The sequence below is a fragment of the Variovorax glucosi genome (assembly GCF_051216695.1).
In the GTDB taxonomy this organism is placed as follows: Bacteria; Pseudomonadota; Gammaproteobacteria; order Burkholderiales; family Burkholderiaceae_C; genus Variovorax.
On record NZ_JBPJZE010000002.1, the window covers coordinates 1,243,569 to 1,261,080 of the forward strand.

Sequence of the window (17,512 nt, forward strand, 5' to 3'; positions counted from 1 at the left end):
ATGACGCAAGAATTCCTGAAATCGGAGCGCGACGGCGCTGTTCTCACACTGACCATGAGCCAGCCCGCCACCCGCAACGCACTCACCGGCAACACTGCCGTCGAAGAGTTCGTGCAGGCCTGTGCCGGCATTGCACGCGACACCGGCATCCGCGTCGTGGTGCTGACCGGCGAAGGCCCGGTGTTCAGTTCCGGCGGCAATGTGAAGGACATGCAGCGCTACGAGACCGGCAACCTCTCGCCCGAGGTCGTTCGCGAGGAATATCGCAATGGCATCCAGCGCCTGCCCAAGGCTCTCTACAACCTCGACGTGCCTGTGATCTGCGCGGTGAACGGCCCGGCCATCGGCGCGGGGCTCGACCTCACCTGCATGTGCGACATCCGCATCGCATCGGAAAAGGCGACCTTCGCCGAGAGCTTCGTGAAGGTCGGCATCGTGCCGGGCGACGGCGGCGCCTGGTTGTTGCCGCGGGTGGTGGGCATGTCGAAGGCTTCGGAGATGGCCTTCACCGGCGACGCGCTCACTGCGCAGGAGGCGTTGGCTTGCGGACTGGTATCGCGTGTCGTGCCGCATGAGGAACTGATGGCGGCGGCGATGCAGCTTGCGGCGCGCATCGCTGCGAATCCGGGCGGCGTGCTGCGCATGACCAAGCGGCTGCTGCGCGAAGGCGAACGCAGTTCGCTCGAATCGCTGCTGGAACTGTCGGCCGGCTACCAGGCCATCGCGCACATGACGGCGGACCATCGGGAGGCGGTTCGTGCTTTCGTCGAGAAGCGAAAGCCGAACTTCCAAGGCTGAAGGTGTCGCAGCCGGGCGTTCTTGCTCAGGCGCTGGGCGCCGGCAGCAAGCGCCGCAACGATTCGAAGAACAGATCCGACTGCTCGCGCTCGCCCTGGATCTGCGCAGCAACATGCGCCGCCAGCTTGGCATCGACGCGCACCAGTGGCCGGCCGGTCGACTGCGCGAGAACCTGGTGCAGAGCGGCACGTTCGAGGTAGTAGAGGTCGTCGTAGGCATGCGCAACGGTGTTGCCGGCGACCACGATGCCGTGATTCGCCAGAAACGCGACATCCTTGCCGCGCATGGCGTTCGCGATGCGCTCGCCTTCCGCATCGTCGAGCGCGAGTCCGTTGTAGACCGGATCGACTGCGATGCGGTCCACATAGCGCATCGCGTTCTGGCTCAGCGTCGGGTCGATGGCGCCGTCGGCGGTCAGCGTCAGTGCGGTCGCATAAGGCATGTGGCAATGCAGGACGACCGCATGGCCGGTGATGCGGTGGATGGCGCCGTGGATGAAGAGGGCGGTGGGCTCGACACGGTGACGACCGGCCAGCACCTCGCCGCGAACGTCGATCAGCACGATGTCGTCGGCGCCGATCTCGCTCCAGTGCAGTCCGCGTGGATTGATGAGGAAGCGGTCGGGCGTGCCGGCGTCTTCCGGCAGCATCACGCTGAAATGATTGCAGACGCCCTCGGCAAGATCGTGGTGCGCGGCCGCGCGCAGTGCGAGTGCGAGGTCTTCGCGAAGGCGGCGGATGGCCGGGCTGGCGTATTGGGCGTCGGGGCTTTGATCGTGATTCATGACATTTGAAAAGGGTCAGGCCCGCACGCTGCCATTCCAGGCAGCGACGAACTGCTGCGCATCGTCGCGGACGGCGTGAGCGGATTTGCCGGGTTTGTAGAGCGCCGATCCGATGCCGAAGCCGGTGGCGCCGGCATTGCGCCATTCGGTCATGTTCGACGGCGTGATGCCGCCGACCGGCATCAGCGGCGTGCCCTTGGGCAGTACCGCAAGCCAGGCCTTGACGACCGCCGGAGAGGCTGCCTCGGCCGGAAAGAGCTTGAGCCCCGTCGCACCGGCTGCGAGGGCGGCGAAGGCCTCGCTCGGCGTCGCCACGCCGGGCAGGGAAATCATGCCGAGCCGCGCGGTCTCGGCGACGACTTCGGCGTTGAAGTTGGGCGACACCACCAGCACGCCGCCTGCCGCATGCACATCGCGCACCTGCTGCGCCGTGAGCACGGTACCTGCACCGACCATGGCGTCCGGAAAGCGTTCGCGCATCAGCGCGATGCTGTCGAGCGGCTGCGGCGAATTCAGCGGCACTTCGAGCAGGCGAAAGCCGGATTCCACGATGGCGTCGCCGACCGCAGGCGACTCGGCCGGCGTAAGCCCGCGCAGGATCGCGATCAGTGGCAGCTGGCGGACAGCCGCATGGAATGTGTCGATGTGGGTCATTGGGTCTTCGGTTGAGCGTGAAGGGCGTGCAATCCGGCCCATGTGGCTTCGGCGCCCAGGGTGCGGCTTTCGATCCCTTCCGCCTGCAGCGCGAGCGCATAGCGTTGCGTGAGCTGCGCTGCGCCGATCAACACCACCGACCGGTCCGGATCGAGGACCTGCGCCTTCAGTTCCTCGCCGATCAGCAGGCCCGAAAGATAACTGGCGAGCGGCCCGGCCTTCATGCGGTCGAACAGCGACAGCGTGCGGGCGCCGAAGGCGTTGTGGAGCAGGCCGTGGCCGTTGCGCGACCGGGCGATGCCTTGCAGGAACGCGGCTTCGTCGAGCGGCGCCGCCGTGTCGATGGTGCGGGCCAGGATCGACTGCGTGCCGAGCAGCGCATAGAACTCGCCGGTCATGAAGGTGCGGAAGCCGACGACCCGGCCGTCGACCACGCGGACCCACTTGTTGTGCGTGCCCGGCAACACGAACAAACCGTCGCGGATGCCGGTCAGCGCGACAGCACCGAAGATCTGCACCTCTTCGCCGCGCATCACGTCCGGCACGCCGTCGTCGTCGGCGCTGAGGCCGGGAACCATCGAAATGCGCGGAGCGACGGGGACGATCTTCTTTGCGATGTGTTCGAGGCCGGCCGGGCAGGCGCAGTATGGCGCTTCGGTCCAGCCCTGCTTGCTGCCGGCCATGCCGGAGATGAGGCAGCGAACGCCGGCCGGCTGCATCCAGGCGCCGAAAAGTTCATCGAACACGGCGGGAAATCCGCCGGCCGCCACCGTCAGGATGCCACGCGAGGCGCTCCTCTCTTCGATCACGCGGCCGTCGGAATCCAGCAGTGCGCCGCGTAGCGAACTCGTGCCCCAATCGACTGCGACGAGGGGCGTGCGGGGCTCGAGTGGCGCAAGGATCGGGGTGCTCATCGGGAATTTCTGGCAGGGTTTGCCCTGCGGGGAGACCGTTTCAATGGTCATATGATAAGCGCAGGGGTCGTTCATGCCGCGAGGGTTTTCGCTGGGAGAGCGGCCTCTTGCGCATCGTTCCGAACCCGATTCCAAGCGACAAAACCATGACCTCCAGTTCTTCTCTTCTGCGTCGCCGCATGCTGCAGGGCATCGGCGCCGCGATGCTGCCGCTGCCGTTCGCACTGCATGCGGAAACCTATCCGGGCAAGCCGGTCGAACTGGTGGTTCCCGCATCGGCGGGCGGCGGTACCGACGCGCTGGCGCGTGCCTTCGCGGAGATCGTGAAGAAGCACCTCCCGCAACCGCTGATCGTCAACGACAAGCCGGGCGCAAGCGGCGTGGTCGGCATGAGTGACGTGCTCAACGGCAAGCCCGACGGCTACAAGGTCAGCGTCGTGATCGCCGAACTGGTGATCCTGCCGCACCTGAATCTCGCCAAGTTCACGTATGCCGACTTCCAGCCGGTTGCTCGACTCAATGCAGACCCCGCCGCGATCACGGTCCGCGCCGATGCGCCCTGGAACACCATCGAGGAATTCCTTGCCGCGGCCAAGGCGAAGCCGGAGGAGATGCGCGTCGGCAATTCGGGCAACGGCTCGATCTGGCACCTCGCAGCGGCCGGCCTCGAAGACAAGGCCGGCGTCAAGTTCAACCATGTGCCCTATCAGGGCGCTGCACCCGGCGTGGTGGCATTGCTCGGCGGGCACATCGACGCGGTGGCGGTAAGCCCGGGCGAGGTTGCCGCGCATGTGCAGGGCGGCAAGCTGAAGATGCTCGCCGTCATGGCCGACCAGCGCATCAAGGCCTTCGACAAGGTGCCGACGCTGAAGGAGCGAAAGATCGATCTGTCCATCGGAACCTGGCGCGGACTGGCCGTCCACAAGGCGACGCCAGCCGAGATCGTCACCGTACTGCGCGATGCGACACGCAAGGCTGCGTCGGATCCGGCTCTGCCCGAAGCGCTGGAAAAGCTGAACCTGGGTTTTGCCTATCTCGATGCGCCGGCGTTCGGCGAATCGATGCAGCGCGATCACGATTACTTCAAACAACTCGTCCAGAAACTTGGAATCCGTGCCTGACATGACCAACGACAACCGTCCCGAAATCCTCGTCGTCGCCGCGCTGATGCCGTGGCTCATGGAGCGCCTGCATCGCGGCTATCGCGTGCACGACCGCGCGCATCTCGACACGGCATCCGCCGAAGCCAAGGCGGCGTTCGAGGAGGCTGCGCCGCGCATCCGTGCCGTCGTCGCCAATGGCGAGGCGAAGGTCCCGCGCGCGCTGCTGGAGCGACTGCCGTCCGTCAAGATGATCTCGGTCTTCGGCGTCGGCTACGACGGCGTCGACGTGAAGGCCGCAACCGAGCGTGGCATTCCGGTGACGAATACGCCCGACGTGCTGACCGACGACGTCGCCGATCTGGGCATCGCGCTGCTGCTGTCGATCGCACGGCGCGTGCCGCAGGCCGACCGCTTCGTGCGCGACGGGCAGTGGCTCAAGGGTCCGCATCCGCTGGCGCGCAAGGTCACCGGCGCTCGGCTGGGCATCGTCGGAATGGGGCGTATCGGGCAAGCGATCGCGCGCCGTGCGCAGGCTTTCGACATGCAGATCGCCTACACCACGCGAACGAGGCGCGACGACGTGCCGTACTGCCATTACGCGGATGCCGTCGCTTTGGCCGCCGAGGTCGACTTCCTGATCGTCATCACTCCTGGCGGCGAGGCAACGCGAGGCCTGATCGACGCGCGGGTGCTGGCCGCGCTCGGGCCGAACGGCTATCTCGTGAACGTCGCGCGCGGTACCGTCGTCGACCAGCCTGCGCTCATCGCTGCGCTGCGTGACGGCACCATCGCCGGTGCGGCGCTCGACGTGTTCATCGACGAGCCCAATGTCCCACCCGAGCTGTTCGCCATGACGAACGTTGTGCTGACGCCGCACATGGCAAGCGGCACGCGAGAGACGCGCGAGGCGATGGCACAGCTCACGCTCGACAACCTCGACGCGCACTTTGCGGGAACCCCTCTGCTGACGCCGGTGCCGCCCGTGCCGTGAGCATTCACGGCCATACCGTCGACCGCCTCGGTAGCGACATCGTGGCCGGCATCTATGCACCCGGCGCCTCGCTGCCGCCCGAACCGCTGCTGTGCGACCTGATCGGCGTCAGCCGGACCGTCGTGCGCGAATCCATCAAATCGCTGATCGCCAAGGGGCTCGTCACTAGCGGACCGAAGGTCGGTACGCGCGTGCAACCCGAGGATTGCTGGAACTGGTTCGATGCAGACGTGATTGCGTGGCAGTCGCGCGTCGGGTTGCCGGACCAATTCCTGGAAGACCTGCACGATCTGCGTCGGGCCGTGGAGCCGGCCGCCGTTCGACTGGCAGCGTCGCGAGCCACCGACGAGGACATCGCGGAGCTGGAGGCTGCGTACGAAGGGATGAAGCAGGCGGTCTTGAAGGGAGGCGACTACATCACTCCCGACCTGCGTTTTCATCAGGGGCTGATCCGCTCCAGCCACAACCGGCTGCTTTCGCAGATGAGTCGGGCACTGGGCGCGCTGTTGCGAACCAGCTTCGAAATATCGACGCGGCGCGCCGAGGGGCCTGCGGGCGCTCTGCCGTTGCATCGTGCCGTGCTGGACGGCGTGATCGCGCGCGATCCCGAGCGCGCCGAGCTGGCAATCCTTGAGCTGATCGACGGCGCGGGGCGCGATATCCAGACCGTACTGGTATCCCGGGCCGGGCTGCCGCGCATCGACAGTCCTGGGACGCGGTTGAAAGGCAAGACACGTTCGCGGACTGCAAGCACGTAGCACGGAGCGCCCTGATCTTCCGTTTTCATTCCGCAACGACTGGAAACATCGGATGCTGTCACGACCGGATAATCCTTATGGTCTATGACGATACAGCCTGCAAACCAGCAAGCGCCGGAAGACGGCGGCCGATGAACACGAACGGAAGGATTCACTTCCTCGACGCCGCCCGCGCCATCCTCATGTTCCTGGGCATTCCTTATCACGTCGCAATGGTCTACCGGACCGGCAACGATTGGGAGTTCGCCATATCGGACGAGCACAGCGTCCTGCTCTCGTACGTCGCGGAGTTCATCCACATCTTCCGCATGCCGCTGTTCTTCATGGTCGCGGGTTATTTCGCAATGATGATGCTTGGCCGGAAACATCCGGGCTGGTGGTTCGGTGGGCGCATCTTCAAGCTGGGAGTGCCATTGCTCGCAGCCGGGCTCTTGCTGAATCCGATCTCGCTGATGGTGCAGGACGACTCGGCGATGCTGCTCGCCTTTGTCGGCGACCACTGGCTTGCGCATCTGTGGTTCCTGCCGACGCTGATCTACATGTGCGCGGTACTCGCCCTGATGCAGGTGACTCCGCTGCAGCGCTGGTTCGAACTCGGCGTGAATCGGCTGGTGGACACGCCGGTGCGTGGCACGCTGATGTTTCTCTTGATCGCGGGCAGCGTCTCCGGCCTCGGCTCGATGCTCGGCAGTCGCGTGCCGGATACGTTCATCCTGAGCTCCACGATTCTGTCGGCACTCGGTTTCCTTCCCTACCTGCTGTTCGGCGCGGCGATGCGCATCAACCGGCGCCTGCTAATCGTCATGAGTCACGGTTCATTTGCCGTCTTTGCAATGACGCTGGTGCCGCTCGCCTTTGCGATGACGACGACCTGGGGCGGCGGGGCGATGAATATCGCGCGCGTCTTCGCGATCACGATCGTCTGTTTCGGCTTCGCGCGCACGCTGCTGACCGTGTGCCGGCTGCTGCTCGATCATCCGAGCAAGAGCGTCCGCAATATCGCCGATGCCTCGTTCACCGTCTATCTGGTGCACTTTCCATTGCTCAACGTCTTCTACAAACTCATCGCGCCGGCAGACATTCCAGTGCTGCCGGAATTCGTGCTGCTCGTCGGTTCGGTTGCCGTCGTTTCCTACCTGGTCCATCGGCTGATCGCCCGAAGCGACATGCTGCTGCTGCTTTTCAACGGTGCGCCGCTCAGGCGACCGTCGAGCGATTCGGTTTCGGTCCGGGCATGTGAATGACCGACTGTCGGTGCTAGCGGTCCGGCATTGCCGCTGAAACCGCGCGACTAAGCGTTTACACGCTTATTCGCGTGTGCTGTTTTCCCTACGCTCGTGCCTCGACAGAGACACAAACAACGGAGACAGCAACAATGAAACTCAAGTCGTTAATTGCGCATACGCTGACGCCCACGCTGCTGGCGTTGGGCCTGATCGCCTCCGGTCAGGCGATGGCGCAGGAGAAGCTCACCGTCTGGTGGGTCAAGGGCTTCTACAAGGCCGAAGACGACGCACTCTTCGCGATGATCAAGAAGTTCGAGGACAAGCACAAGGGCGTGAAGGTCGAGCTTTCGCAATACCCCATCCAGGACATGATTCCGAAGACCGTCTCGGCGCTCGATTCCAGCAATCCGCCCGACGTCGCCTACTCGGACGTCTACGACTTCCAGGTCACCGGCAAGTGGGCCTTCGACGGCAAGCTCGAGGACATCAGCAGCGTGATTTCGCCGATGCGCGCGCGCTTCGCGCCGAATACCGTCGAGACCACCTTCCTCTACAACGACAAGGACAAGACGCGCGCCTACTACGCGTTCCCGATCAAGCAGCAGACGATGCACATCGAGTACTGGCTCGACATGCTGACCGAGGCCGGTTTCAAGGAATCCGACATACCGACCGACTGGAAAGGCTACTGGTCGTTCTGGTGCGAGAAGGTGCAGCCGGCCAGCCGCCAGAAGAGCGGCAAGCGGACCTTCGGCATGGGCATGCCGATGGGCGTCGATTCGAGCGATGCGTTCTACTCGTTCCTGACTTTCATGGACGCCTACAACGTGCAGCTGGTCAACGACAGCGGCAAGCTGCTGGTCGACGACCCGAAGGTGCGCGAGGGCCTGATCGGCGCCATGACCGACTATGTCGCGCCGTATCAGAAGGGCTGCACGCCGCCGTCGTCGACCAGCTGGAAAGACCCGGACAACAATGTCGCGTTCCACAACAAGACCACCGTGCTGACGCACAACGCGACGATCTCCATCGCCGCGAAGTGGCTCGACGACTCCAACAATGCATCTCTCACGCAGGAGCAGCGCGACGAGGCCAAGAAGAACTACACCGAGCGTATCCGCACGGCTGGCTTCCCCAGCAAGCCCGACGGCAGCAAGATGGTCTACCGCACCGCTGTCAAGACCGGAGTGGTCTTCAAGGAAGCGAAGAACAAGCAGCGAGCCAAGGAATTCGTCGCGTTCCTGCTGCAGGAAGAAAACCTCACGCCGTACGTCGAAGGCTCGCTCGGCCGCTGGTTCCCGGTGACCAAGGAAGCGCAGGGGCGTCCGTTCTGGCAGGCCGATCCGCATCGCCGTTCGGTGTTCAACCAGTACGCTGCCGGCACGGTGAATTTCGAGTTCACGAAGAACTACAAGTTCACCATCCTGAACAACGAGAACGTCTGGGCCAAGGCAATGAGCCGCATCGTCACCGACAAGGTGCCGGTGGACAAGGCGGTCGACGAAATGATCGAGCGCATCAAGGTCGTCGCGCGCTGAGGCGGAGGCAACATCATGAGTTCCGTCATCGCGACTTCGCCTGATTCTTCTGCGGTCGGTGTGGCGGCAGTCAAGGTCAAGCCATCCGCAGTATTCACGCGCTGGGAGCTGTGGGGCACGCTCATGGTGCTGCCCTATCTGCTGATCTTCCTGGTCTTCGTGCTGTATCCGGTGGGATACGGGCTGTGGCTCGCGCGCCATCCGCAGAGCTACGTCAAGCTGGTCGAAGACCCGATCTTCTTCCGCTCGCTGATCAACACCGTCGTGTTCCTGGTGATAGCGATCAACGTGAAGATGGTGGTGGCGCTGGTGCTTTCGGGTTTCTTCGTGCAGTCGCGCTGGTGGATCAAGATCGTCTCGGCCATCTTCATCCTGCCGTGGGCGATGCCGTCGATCCCGACCATCCTGTCGATCCGATTCATGCTGAACCCGGAGTGGGGCGTGATCAACCAGACGATCTTCCGGCTCACCGGCGCCGACGGTCCCAACTGGCTTAACGACCCGACGCTCGCGCTCGGCTTTTCGATGCTGGTGCACATCTGGAAATCGCTGCCGTTCTGGACGCTGATCCTGCTCGCCGGCCGTCTGGCTATTCCAGCAGATCAGTACGAGGCGGCGTCGGTTGACGGTGCGACATCGTGGCAAAAGTTTCGCTTCATCAGCTGGCCTTCGCTGCGAACGCTGTTCCTCACCTCGACCATCCTGTCGATGATCTGGACGCTCGGCGATTTCAACAGCGTCTACCTGCTGACCGGCGGCGGTCCGGCCGACCTGACGCACGTGCTGGCCACGCTGGGCATTCGCTATCTGCGGCTCGACCAGGTCGACCTGTCGATGGCGTCCATCGTCGTCGCCATGCCGCTGGTGCTGCCGCTGGTGTATTTCATGATGAAGAGGCTTTCGAAATGACGCGGATCAAATGGAAAGCGGTCGGAACCGAGGCCAAGCTGCTGCTGATCGGCATCCCGGTGCTGATCTGGACGCTGATACCGATCTACCACATGGTGCTGTTCGCGATCTCGCCGAAGGACTCGGCGACATCGGGCGCGCTGTGGCCCGCGCATCCGACGCTGAACAACTTCGCGATCGTGTTCCAGCAGAAGCATTTCTATCTGAACCACTTCTGGACGCAGTTGGGCAACTCGCTGTTCATCGCGGTGACGGTGGGCGTGCTGACGCTTTTCGTCGCGACAACTGCGGCCTTCGCGATCAGCCGGCTGCGCGTGCGCGGCGGTCGCACGGTGATGAATCTGGCGCTGTTCACATACTTCATTCCCGCCGCTTTCCTCGCGGTACCGATGTACAAGACGATGGGCAACTACGGGCTGCTCAACAGCCAGTGGGCGCTCATTCTGGCGATGGTCACCATCGCTTCGCCTTACTGCATCTGGGTGCTGAAGCAGGCTTCCGACAAGCTGCCGTATGAGCTCGACGAAGCAGCGCGCATGGACGGTGCTTCGCCACTGCAGCTGTTTCGCATGGTCTACATACCGCTGATGGTGCCGTCGCTGGTTGCTGTCGGAACCTACTCGCTGCTGCTGGCCTGGAACGAGTACCTGTACGCGTTCCTGCTGCTGTCGAACGACCGCAGCGTGACTCTGGCCGTGGCGCTCGGCAGCTTCCTTTCCGCGGACGATTCGCCGTGGGAATTGCTGATGGCGACCGGCCTCATCTATGCGCTGCCGCCGGCGGCCATCTACTACACATTCAAGCGCTACATGGTCGGCGGCCTCACGGCCGGCGCCGTCAAGAGCTGACGTCAAAAAACAAGGCAGGGACCTCGATCCATGGCAACCGTAACGTTCCGCAAAGTACAGAAATCCTTCGGCAAGGTGCCGATCATTCGCGGCCTGAGTTTCGACATCCTCGACGGCGAATTCGTCGTGCTGGTCGGGCCTTCGGGCTGCGGCAAGTCGACGCTGCTGCGCATGCTGGCCGGGCTCGAAGCCATCAGCGGCGGCGAGATCCTGATCGACGACCGCGTGGTCAACGACCTCGAATCCAAGGACCGCGACATCGCGATGGTGTTCCAGAGCTACGCGCTCTACCCGCACATGACCGTCGGCGAGAACATGGCCTTCAGCATGCGATTGCGCAACGCCGACAAGGCCGACACCGAAGCCCGCGTCGACCGCGCCGCGAAGATTCTCGACCTCGGCGCACTGGTGCACCGCTATCCGCGCGAGCTCTCGGGCGGACAGCGGCAGCGCGTGGCGATGGGCCGCGCGATCGTGCGCGATCCGAAGGTGTTCCTGTTCGACGAGCCGCTATCGAACCTCGATGCCAAGCTACGCGTCGCGATGCGCGCCGAGATCAAGGCGCTGCACCAGCGCCTGAAGACCACTACTGTCTACGTCACGCACGACCAGATCGAAGCCATGACCATGGCCGACCGCATCGTCGTGATGCATGACGGCATCGTCGAACAGATCGGCACGCCGCTGGAGCTGTTCGACCGGCCGGTCAATCTGTTCGTCGCGCAGTTCATCGGCTCGCCGTCGATGAACGTGCTCGCCGGCACCGCGCGCCATGCGCACGGGCGGCCCTGGGTCGAGGCTCAGGGCGCGCACTGGCCATTGCCCGTCGATGCGCGCGTCACCGAAGGTCAGTCCGTGCACTACGGCGTGCGACCGACCGATCTGGAGCTGTCGGCAACCGGCGAGGGCATTCCGGCGCAAGTGGTCGTCGTCGAGCCGACCGGCGCAGAGACCGAACTGCTGCTGCAGGTCGGCGACGAGAAGATCGTGCTGGTGATGCACGGCCGTGTCGACGTCAAGCCCGACGACACGGTGTACCTGACGCTGGATATAGCCAAGGCGCATGTCTTCGACAGCGCCAGCGGTGCGCGGCTGGATTAGTCCGGACTAGTCGAAATTCAGGATCACCTTCATCGCCTGCGACCGGTCCGCTGCCAGCGCAAAGGCGCGGGCCGAATCCCGATACGACAACGTCGCCGATATCAGCGGCTTCACATCAACCAGCCCCTTGTTCAAAAGCTCCACCGCGACGGCGAATTCCTCGTGGAAGCGGAAAGCGCCGCGCAAGTCGAACTCCTTCGCGACGATGGTGTTGATCGGCAACGTCATCTCGCCGCCCAGCCCGACCTGAACGACGATGCCGCGCGGCCGCAAGGCATCGAACGCGCCGACCAGCGCTCGGGCGTTTCCGCTGGCCTCGAAAAGCACGTCGAAGCTGCCCTTGTCCGCCGTGAAGCGCTGCAGACCGTCGGGCGTTTCGGCCACGTTGACGACCTCGTCGGCACCGACCTTCAACGCTTTCCCGAGCGTGTGCGCGCCGACATCGGTCGCCACGATGTGCGAAGCGCCGGCACGCCGCGCGGCGATGATCGCGAGCGCGCCGATCGGGCCGCAACCCGTCACGAGCACGCGCTTGCCGAGCAGCGGTCCTGCACGTCGCACCGCATGCAGCGCGACGGACAGCGGCTCGGCCATCGCGCCTTCGCCGTCGCTCACATGATCGGCCAGCTTGTGCGCCTGGTGCGTCTCGACCACGATCTGCTGGCGGAATGCGCCCTGGACATGCGGCATGCGCATGGCGCTGCCGTAATAGCGCATGTCGAGGCAGTGGTTCTGCAAGCCTTGCTGGCAGAACTTGCAGAGGCCGCAGGGGTTGCTCGGGCTGATCGCGACCCGTTCGCCGGCAGCGAAACCGGTGACGGCAGAACCGACCGCTTCGATGACGCCCGACACCTCGTGGCCGAGCACCATCGGCTCCCTGATGCGGATCGTGCCGAAGCCGCCGTGCTGGTAGTAGTGCAGGTCCGAGCCGCAGATGCCGCCGCAGCGCACGCGGACCTGCAGCTGGCCGTCACCGAGCGGCGCGGTGTCGATGGTCTCGACCCGCAGGTCGCCGGGCGCGTGAATGACGAGTGCTTCCATGTCCGTTCTTCCTGTTCTTCTGTTTTCTTCAAAGCTGCGCGGTGACGCCGCCGTCCACATACAGGATGTGGCCGTTGACGAAATTCGAGGCGTCGCTCGACAGGAAAACGGCGGCACCGACCAGATCCTCGACATTGCCCCAGCGCCGCGATGGCGTGTGGTTGACCAGCCACTGCGTGAACTCGGCGTTGTCGACCAGCGCCTGCGTCAGCTCGGTCTTGAAGTAGCCCGGACCGAGCCCGTTGACCTGGATGCCATGCTGGCCCCAGTCGATCGCCATTCCTTTGGTCAGCATCTTCACCGCGCCCTTGCTCGCCGTGTACGGCGCGATGCCAGGTCGTCCGAGTTCGCTCTGCACCGAGCAGATGTTGACGATCTTGCCGCGCTTGCGGCCGATCATGTGCCTCGCCACGGCCTGGCCGACGAGGAACACGCTGTCGAGATTCGTCCGCATGAGTTCATGCCAGTCGGCCTCGGCGAACTGGTCGAGCGGAGCGCGGCGCTGCATGCCGGCGTTGTTGATAAGGATGTCGATCGGGCCGGTGCCGGATTCGATGCGGTCGACGGCCGTCCCGACCGCTTCGCTGGAGGTGACGTCGAAAGCCTCGGTCACGACATCGGCGCCTTCGCTGCGAAGCGTTTCGGCTGCGTGGGCGAGCTTGTCTGGGTTGCGCGCGTTCAAGACCACGCGGGCGCCGGCCCCTGCAAGGCCACGGGCCAGTGCGAAGCCGATGCCGGCACTCGACCCGGTGATGAGCGCCGTGCGCCCGGCGAGACTGAAACTTTGGAGGACGGAATTCAAGACAGGTTTTCCTTCGCGAATGGACCTGCATTCTTTGGACGCAACGGCAATCGGCGCATCCGGTCTTGTCCCGATGAAAAGCACAAAAGGCCCCGAAGGGCCTTTTGAAGTCGTACTGCCTATCGGCTGCGATCAGCGTCCGAAGGAACGGCCACCGCCGCCGCCCGAACGGCCGCCGCCACCACCACCACCACCGCCATACCCGCCGCCGCCACCGCCCGAGCGGCCACCACCGCCGCCGGAACGATTGCCGCCGTAGCCACCACCACCACCACCGCCGCCGCCACCTGGGCGACGACCGCGACCCGCGCCGAATGTGGCATCGACGCTCGTGCGCAACGGATCCGGCTGGCCGTCACCGCTGCCGACCGATTCAGCGCGCAGATGCGCAACCTGATTGGCTTGCGTTGGGCTGTGGCTGTTGCCGTGATGGCGCGGCTGGCGCTCCTCATGCGGCATGCCGCCTTGCGATCCCGCATAGCCTGCGTGTTGCGGTGCGCGCGGCTGCATGTCGCGCGGCATGTCGCGAGGACCGCGGGCCGGGCCGCCCGGTCCGCGTGGACCCTGACCGCGTGGACCCTGACCACCGCCGTTGCCGTAACCGGCACTGCTGCCGTTGCCGCTGCCGTTACCGTTCCCGCCACGCGCGCCTTGTGGGGCGCCGCCGCCGCCGGCACGACGTTGACCGCCAGCACCACCGCCGCCGTTTCCACCACCGCCACCGGCGCGTTCGCCCTGGCTGCCCTTGCTGTCGCGCATGCGTTGCAGCATTTCGGTGCGGGCGGCCTTCGCTGCGGCCTGCATCACGTCGCGGCTAGGCGGACGGCCGGCGCCGCCCCAGATCGTCTGGCGACCCATGGCGATCGGTTCGGCGCGTTCGCCTTCGTCCGGGCCGAAGCCTTCGACGGTCTTGACCGGAATCTGCTGCTTCGTGAAGCGTTCGATTTCCTGCATGAAGCCTTCTTCGTCGAGGCAGACCAGGCTCACGGCTTCGCCGCTGTTGCCGGCGCGGCCGGTGCGGCCGATGCGGTGAACGTAGTCTTCGCTGACGTTCGGGATCTCGTAGTTGACGACGTGCGGCAGCTCGTCGATGTCGATGCCGCGGGCAGCGATGTCGGTTGCGACCAGCGCGCGGATATCGCCGCTCTTGAAGCCGGCGAGTGCCTGCGTGCGTGCGCTCTGGCTCTTGTTGCCGTGCAGCGCCATCGCCTGGATGCCGTTCTTGGTCAGGAACTCGGCGACGTTGTTTGCGCCGAACTTGGTGCGCGTGAACACCAGCACCTGGCTCCAGTTGTGCTCGTTGATAATGTGCACGAGCAGCGCCTTCTTTTTGCCGCGTCCGACCGGATGGATCACCTGCGTGATGCGCTGCACGGTCGTATTGCGCGGCGTGACCTGGATGCTCTGCGGATCCTTCAGCAGATTGGCTGCGAGATCGCGGATCTCGTCGCTGAAGGTGGCCGAGAACAGCAGGCTCTGCTTTTCCTTCGGCACCAGCGCCAGGATCTTCTTCACGTCGTGGATGAAGCCCATGTCGAGCATGCGGTCGGCTTCGTCGAGGATCAGGATCTGCACTTGCGACAGGTCGAGCATGCCTTGCTGCTGCAGGTCGAGCAGGCGGCCCGGAGTGGCCACGAGGATGTCCACACCCTTCTTGAGCTTGCTGATCTGCGGGTTCATGCCGACGCCGCCGAAGATCACGGTGGATTCGAGCTGCAGGTACTTGCCGTAGGTGCGGACCGATTCCTCGACCTGCGCCGCAAGTTCGCGGGTGGGGGTGAGCACCAGCGCGCGGATGCCGGTGCCGCCGAACTTGTTGGTGGCGCTGCGGCTCATGGTGAGCTTGTGCAGCATCGGCAGCGTGAAGGCCGCGGTCTTGCCGGTGCCGGTCTGGGCGCCGCCGAGCAGGTCGTGCCCGGCGAGCACCACGGGGATCGCCTGGGCCTGGATCGGCGTGGGCGTGTCGTAGCCGTGTTCGAGCACAGCCTTCAGGATGGCCGGGGCCAGATTCAAATCGTCAAAGGTCATTGAGAGCATCAAGCGCCTTGCATGGCGCATTGGCATCGGCCCGCCGTGATGCTCTTTGTTGGAGCGACCAGGCCAGTAAAGGCAGATGTAATCAGGGATGGGAGCCGAGAGCCCGTTGCACCTGCGTGCGGTAAGCCATCTTGTCCCCGGCAGAAGAGCCGCTGCTGCGGGTAACTGAGCCCGACAGCGGGTTGGATTGTCGCATGAGTCGATAATCGACGGTTATCCCGACCCAACGCAAGTACACAGATGGCCCAATACGTCTATTCGATGAATCGCGTCAGCAAGACCGTGCCGCCCAAGCGGCAGCTCTTGAAAGACATTTCGCTCTCGTTCTTCCCCGGCGCCAAGATCGGCGTGCTCGGCCTGAACGGCTCCGGCAAGTCGACCTTGCTCAAGATCATGGCCGGCGTCGACAAGGAATACGAAGGCGAGGCGTTGCCGATGCCGGGCCTTTCCATCGGTTATCTCGAGCAGGAACCCAAGCTCAACAACGAGCACACGGTTCGCCAGTCGGTCGAAGAGTCCATGGGTGCCGTTTTCGCGGCCAAGGCCCGGCTAGAAGAGGTCTATGTGGCCTACGGCGAGGAAGACGCCGACTTCGACGCGCTGGCTGCCGAGCAGGCCGAACTCGAAGCCGTCATCGCCACTGCCGGTACCGATTCCGAGCATCAGCTCGAGATCGCCGCCGATGCGCTGCGCCTGCCGCCGTGGGATTCGACCATCGGACTGCTGTCCGGCGGCGAGAAGCGTCGCGTCGCGCTGTGCCGCCTGCTGCTGTCCAAGCCCGACATGCTGCTGCTCGACGAACCGACCAATCACCTGGACGCCGAATCGGTCGAGTGGCTGGAAGTGTTCCTGAAGCGCTTTACCGGCACCGTCGTCGCCATCACCCACGATCGCTATTTCCTCGACAACGCAGCCGAGTGGATCCTGGAAATGGACCGTGGTCGCGGTATCCCGTGGAAGGGCAACTACAGCAGCTGGCTGGAGCAGAAGGGCGAACGGCTGGCGCAGGAGCAGAAGAGCGAAGAAGCGCATGCCAAGGCGCTGAAGAAGGAGCTCGAATGGTCGCGCCAGAACCCGAAGGCGCGCCAGGCAAAGAGCAAGTCGCGTCTCGCCCGTTTCGAAGAGCTGAGCGACATGGAATACCAGAAGCGCAACGAAACGCAGGAAATCTTCATTCCTGTGGCGGAGCGGCTGGGCCAGCAGGTGTTCGAGTTCCACGGCGTCAGCAAGTCATTCGGCGACCGGATGCTGATCGACAACCTGAGCTTCACCGTGCCGCCGGGCGCGATCGTCGGCATCATCGGCCCGAACGGCGCCGGCAAATCGACGCTGTTCAAGCTGATCGCCGGCAAGGAACAGCCGGATACCGGCGAAGTCGTCATCGGCTCGACCGTCCGTGCGGCCTTCGTGGATCAGCACCGTGACGAGCTGGCGAACCAGAAGACCGTCTGGGAAGACATCTCGAACGGCCTCGACATCATCAACGTCGGGAAGTTCCAGATGGCCAGCCGTGCCTACGCAGGCCGCTTCAACTTCAATGGCGCCGATCAGCAGAAGAAGGTCGGCCAGCTGTCGGGTGGCGAACGCGGTCGCCTGCATCTGGCGAAGACGCTGATCGCGGGCGGCAACGTCCTGATGCTCGACGAACCGTCGAACGACCTGGACGTCGAGACCTTGCGCGCGCTCGAGGACGCATTGCTGGAATTCGCCGGCACCGTGATGGTGATCAGCCATGACCGCTGGTTCCTGGACCGCATCGCCACGCACATCCTTGCGGCCGAGGGTGACAGCCAGTGGACGTTCTTCAACGGCAACTATCAGGAATACGAAGCCGACAAGAAGAAGCGTCTGGGCGAAGAGGGCGCCAAGCCGAAGCGCATGCGCTACAAGGCGCTGAAATAAGGCTTGCCCGAGGCTTGCGAACTTCGTGTCGCAGCGCCAACCCCCTACCCGGGGCGACACCAGCGGCCGGACGCAGCCCGTTCCGCGGTGTCTTTAGCAACCGGGT

The 17,512-nt window shown here is 64.4% G+C and carries 16 protein-coding genes; 10 read left to right on the plus strand and 6 right to left on the minus strand.

The window, feature by feature from the left end:
• Positions 1-798, plus strand: coding sequence for a crotonase/enoyl-CoA hydratase family protein (locus tag ACSFA3_RS14030; protein ID WP_435506052.1), 798 nt, complete (start codon positions 1-3; stop codon positions 796-798).
• A gap of 25 nt (positions 799-823) precedes the next feature.
• Here the strand turns inward: ACSFA3_RS14030 and ACSFA3_RS14035 are convergent, their stop codons facing one another.
• From ACSFA3_RS14035 to ACSFA3_RS14045, 3 genes are read right to left on the minus strand one after another with little or no spacing between them, the layout of a single operon-like run.
• Positions 824-1,582, minus strand: a complete 759-nt coding sequence (locus ACSFA3_RS14035) for an aldolase (RefSeq protein ID WP_435506053.1) — start codon at positions 1,580-1,582, stop codon at positions 824-826.
• Positions 1,583-1,597: 15 nt separating this feature from the next.
• Positions 1,598-2,236 carry a 2-dehydro-3-deoxy-6-phosphogalactonate aldolase gene (locus tag ACSFA3_RS14040; RefSeq protein ID WP_435506054.1) on the minus strand — a complete coding sequence of 213 codons (639 nt, stop codon included), beginning with the start codon at positions 2,234-2,236 and terminating at the stop codon, positions 1,598-1,600.
• A complete protein-coding gene (locus ACSFA3_RS14045; RefSeq protein WP_435506055.1) occupies positions 2,233-3,150 on the minus strand; it encodes a 2-dehydro-3-deoxygalactonokinase in 918 nt (305 codons plus the stop codon). Before ACSFA3_RS14045 ends, ACSFA3_RS14040 begins: the two co-directional genes overlap by 4 nt.
• Positions 3,151-3,296: 146 nt before the next feature.
• On the opposite strand from ACSFA3_RS14045, the gene ACSFA3_RS14050 reads away from it, so the two are divergent.
• The 8 genes from ACSFA3_RS14050 to ACSFA3_RS14085 all read left to right on the plus strand — a co-directional run bounded on the left by ACSFA3_RS14050 (position 3,297) and on the right by ACSFA3_RS14085 (position 11,624).
• The gene (locus tag ACSFA3_RS14050; RefSeq protein WP_435506056.1) at positions 3,297-4,271 is read left to right on the plus strand and encodes a Bug family tripartite tricarboxylate transporter substrate binding protein; all 975 of its coding nucleotides are present in this window, start codon (positions 3,297-3,299) and stop codon (positions 4,269-4,271) included.
• 1 nt (position 4,272) lies between these two features.
• On the plus strand, positions 4,273-5,244 hold the full coding sequence (locus ACSFA3_RS14055) for a 2-hydroxyacid dehydrogenase (RefSeq protein WP_435506057.1): 972 nt from the start codon (positions 4,273-4,275) through the stop codon (positions 5,242-5,244).
• Positions 5,241-6,002 (plus strand): FadR/GntR family transcriptional regulator, encoded by a 762-nt coding sequence (locus ACSFA3_RS14060; RefSeq protein ID WP_435506058.1) that lies wholly within the window; start codon positions 5,241-5,243, stop codon positions 6,000-6,002. The genes ACSFA3_RS14055 and ACSFA3_RS14060 overlap by 4 nt, the downstream gene beginning before the upstream one ends.
• A gap of 131 nt (positions 6,003-6,133) precedes the next feature.
• On the plus strand, positions 6,134-7,246 hold the full coding sequence (locus tag ACSFA3_RS14065; RefSeq protein WP_435506059.1) for an acyltransferase family protein: 1,113 nt from the start codon (positions 6,134-6,136) through the stop codon (positions 7,244-7,246).
• 131 nt (positions 7,247-7,377) lie between these two features.
• Positions 7,378-8,766, plus strand: coding sequence for an ABC transporter substrate-binding protein (locus tag ACSFA3_RS14070; RefSeq protein WP_435506060.1), 1,389 nt, complete (start codon positions 7,378-7,380; stop codon positions 8,764-8,766).
• 15 nt (positions 8,767-8,781) lie between these two features.
• Positions 8,782-9,675: a carbohydrate ABC transporter permease gene (locus ACSFA3_RS14075; RefSeq protein WP_435506061.1), complete on the plus strand. Its 894-nt coding sequence runs from the start codon at positions 8,782-8,784 to the stop codon at positions 9,673-9,675.
• Entirely contained in the window at positions 9,672-10,523 is an 852-nt protein-coding gene (locus ACSFA3_RS14080; RefSeq protein WP_435506062.1) for a carbohydrate ABC transporter permease, read from the plus strand. Before ACSFA3_RS14075 ends, ACSFA3_RS14080 begins: the two co-directional genes overlap by 4 nt.
• Before the next feature lie 30 nt (positions 10,524-10,553).
• Positions 10,554-11,624 carry an ABC transporter ATP-binding protein gene (locus ACSFA3_RS14085; RefSeq protein ID WP_435506063.1) on the plus strand — a complete coding sequence of 357 codons (1,071 nt, stop codon included), beginning with the start codon at positions 10,554-10,556 and terminating at the stop codon, positions 11,622-11,624.
• Positions 11,625-11,630: 6 nt separating this feature from the next.
• On the opposite strand, the gene ACSFA3_RS14090 is transcribed toward ACSFA3_RS14085, so the two are convergent.
• The 3 genes from ACSFA3_RS14090 to ACSFA3_RS14100 all read right to left on the minus strand — a co-directional run bounded on the left by ACSFA3_RS14090 (position 11,631) and on the right by ACSFA3_RS14100 (position 15,495).
• Positions 11,631-12,665, minus strand: coding sequence for an L-idonate 5-dehydrogenase (locus tag ACSFA3_RS14090; RefSeq protein ID WP_435506064.1), 1,035 nt, complete (start codon positions 12,663-12,665; stop codon positions 11,631-11,633).
• A 28-nt stretch (positions 12,666-12,693) separates the two neighbouring features.
• Positions 12,694-13,467, minus strand: a complete 774-nt coding sequence (locus ACSFA3_RS14095) for an SDR family NAD(P)-dependent oxidoreductase (RefSeq protein ID WP_435506065.1) — start codon at positions 13,465-13,467, stop codon at positions 12,694-12,696.
• 132 nt (positions 13,468-13,599) lie between these two features.
• Positions 13,600-15,495, minus strand: a complete 1,896-nt coding sequence (locus ACSFA3_RS14100) for a DEAD/DEAH box helicase (RefSeq protein ID WP_435506066.1) — start codon at positions 15,493-15,495, stop codon at positions 13,600-13,602.
• Between the two features lie 249 nt (positions 15,496-15,744).
• Here ACSFA3_RS14100 and ettA point away from each other — a divergent pair, with 249 nt between their 5' ends.
• Positions 15,745-17,406, plus strand: coding sequence for an energy-dependent translational throttle protein EttA (ettA, locus tag ACSFA3_RS14105; protein WP_435506067.1), 1,662 nt, complete (start codon positions 15,745-15,747; stop codon positions 17,404-17,406).
• The last annotated feature ends 106 nt before the right edge of the window (positions 17,407-17,512 follow it).

Coding starts and splice junctions, on each gene's coding strand:
- ACSFA3_RS14045 (WP_435506055.1), bottom strand. CDS start 3,150: ATGAGCACCCCGATCCTTGCGCCACTCGAGCCCCGCACGCCCCTCGTC.
- ACSFA3_RS14055 (WP_435506057.1), top strand. CDS start 4,273: ATGACCAACGACAACCGTCCCGAAATCCTCGTCGTCGCCGCGCTGATG.
- ACSFA3_RS14100 (WP_435506066.1), bottom strand. CDS start 15,495: ATGACCTTTGACGATTTGAATCTGGCCCCGGCCATCCTGAAGGCTGTG.
- ACSFA3_RS14080 (WP_435506062.1), top strand. CDS start 9,672: ATGACGCGGATCAAATGGAAAGCGGTCGGAACCGAGGCCAAGCTGCTG.
- ettA (WP_435506067.1), top strand. CDS start 15,745: ATGGCCCAATACGTCTATTCGATGAATCGCGTCAGCAAGACCGTGCCG.
- ACSFA3_RS14050 (WP_435506056.1), top strand. CDS start 3,297: ATGACCTCCAGTTCTTCTCTTCTGCGTCGCCGCATGCTGCAGGGCATC.
- ACSFA3_RS14090 (WP_435506064.1), bottom strand. CDS start 12,665: ATGGAAGCACTCGTCATTCACGCGCCCGGCGACCTGCGGGTCGAGACC.
- ACSFA3_RS14085 (WP_435506063.1), top strand. CDS start 10,554: ATGGCAACCGTAACGTTCCGCAAAGTACAGAAATCCTTCGGCAAGGTG.
- ACSFA3_RS14065 (WP_435506059.1), top strand. CDS start 6,134: ATGAACACGAACGGAAGGATTCACTTCCTCGACGCCGCCCGCGCCATC.
- ACSFA3_RS14075 (WP_435506061.1), top strand. CDS start 8,782: ATGAGTTCCGTCATCGCGACTTCGCCTGATTCTTCTGCGGTCGGTGTG.
- ACSFA3_RS14035 (WP_435506053.1), bottom strand. CDS start 1,582: ATGAATCACGATCAAAGCCCCGACGCCCAATACGCCAGCCCGGCCATC.
- ACSFA3_RS14070 (WP_435506060.1), top strand. CDS start 7,378: ATGAAACTCAAGTCGTTAATTGCGCATACGCTGACGCCCACGCTGCTG.
- ACSFA3_RS14030 (WP_435506052.1), top strand. CDS start 1: ATGACGCAAGAATTCCTGAAATCGGAGCGCGACGGCGCTGTTCTCACA.
- ACSFA3_RS14040 (WP_435506054.1), bottom strand. CDS start 2,236: ATGACCCACATCGACACATTCCATGCGGCTGTCCGCCAGCTGCCACTG.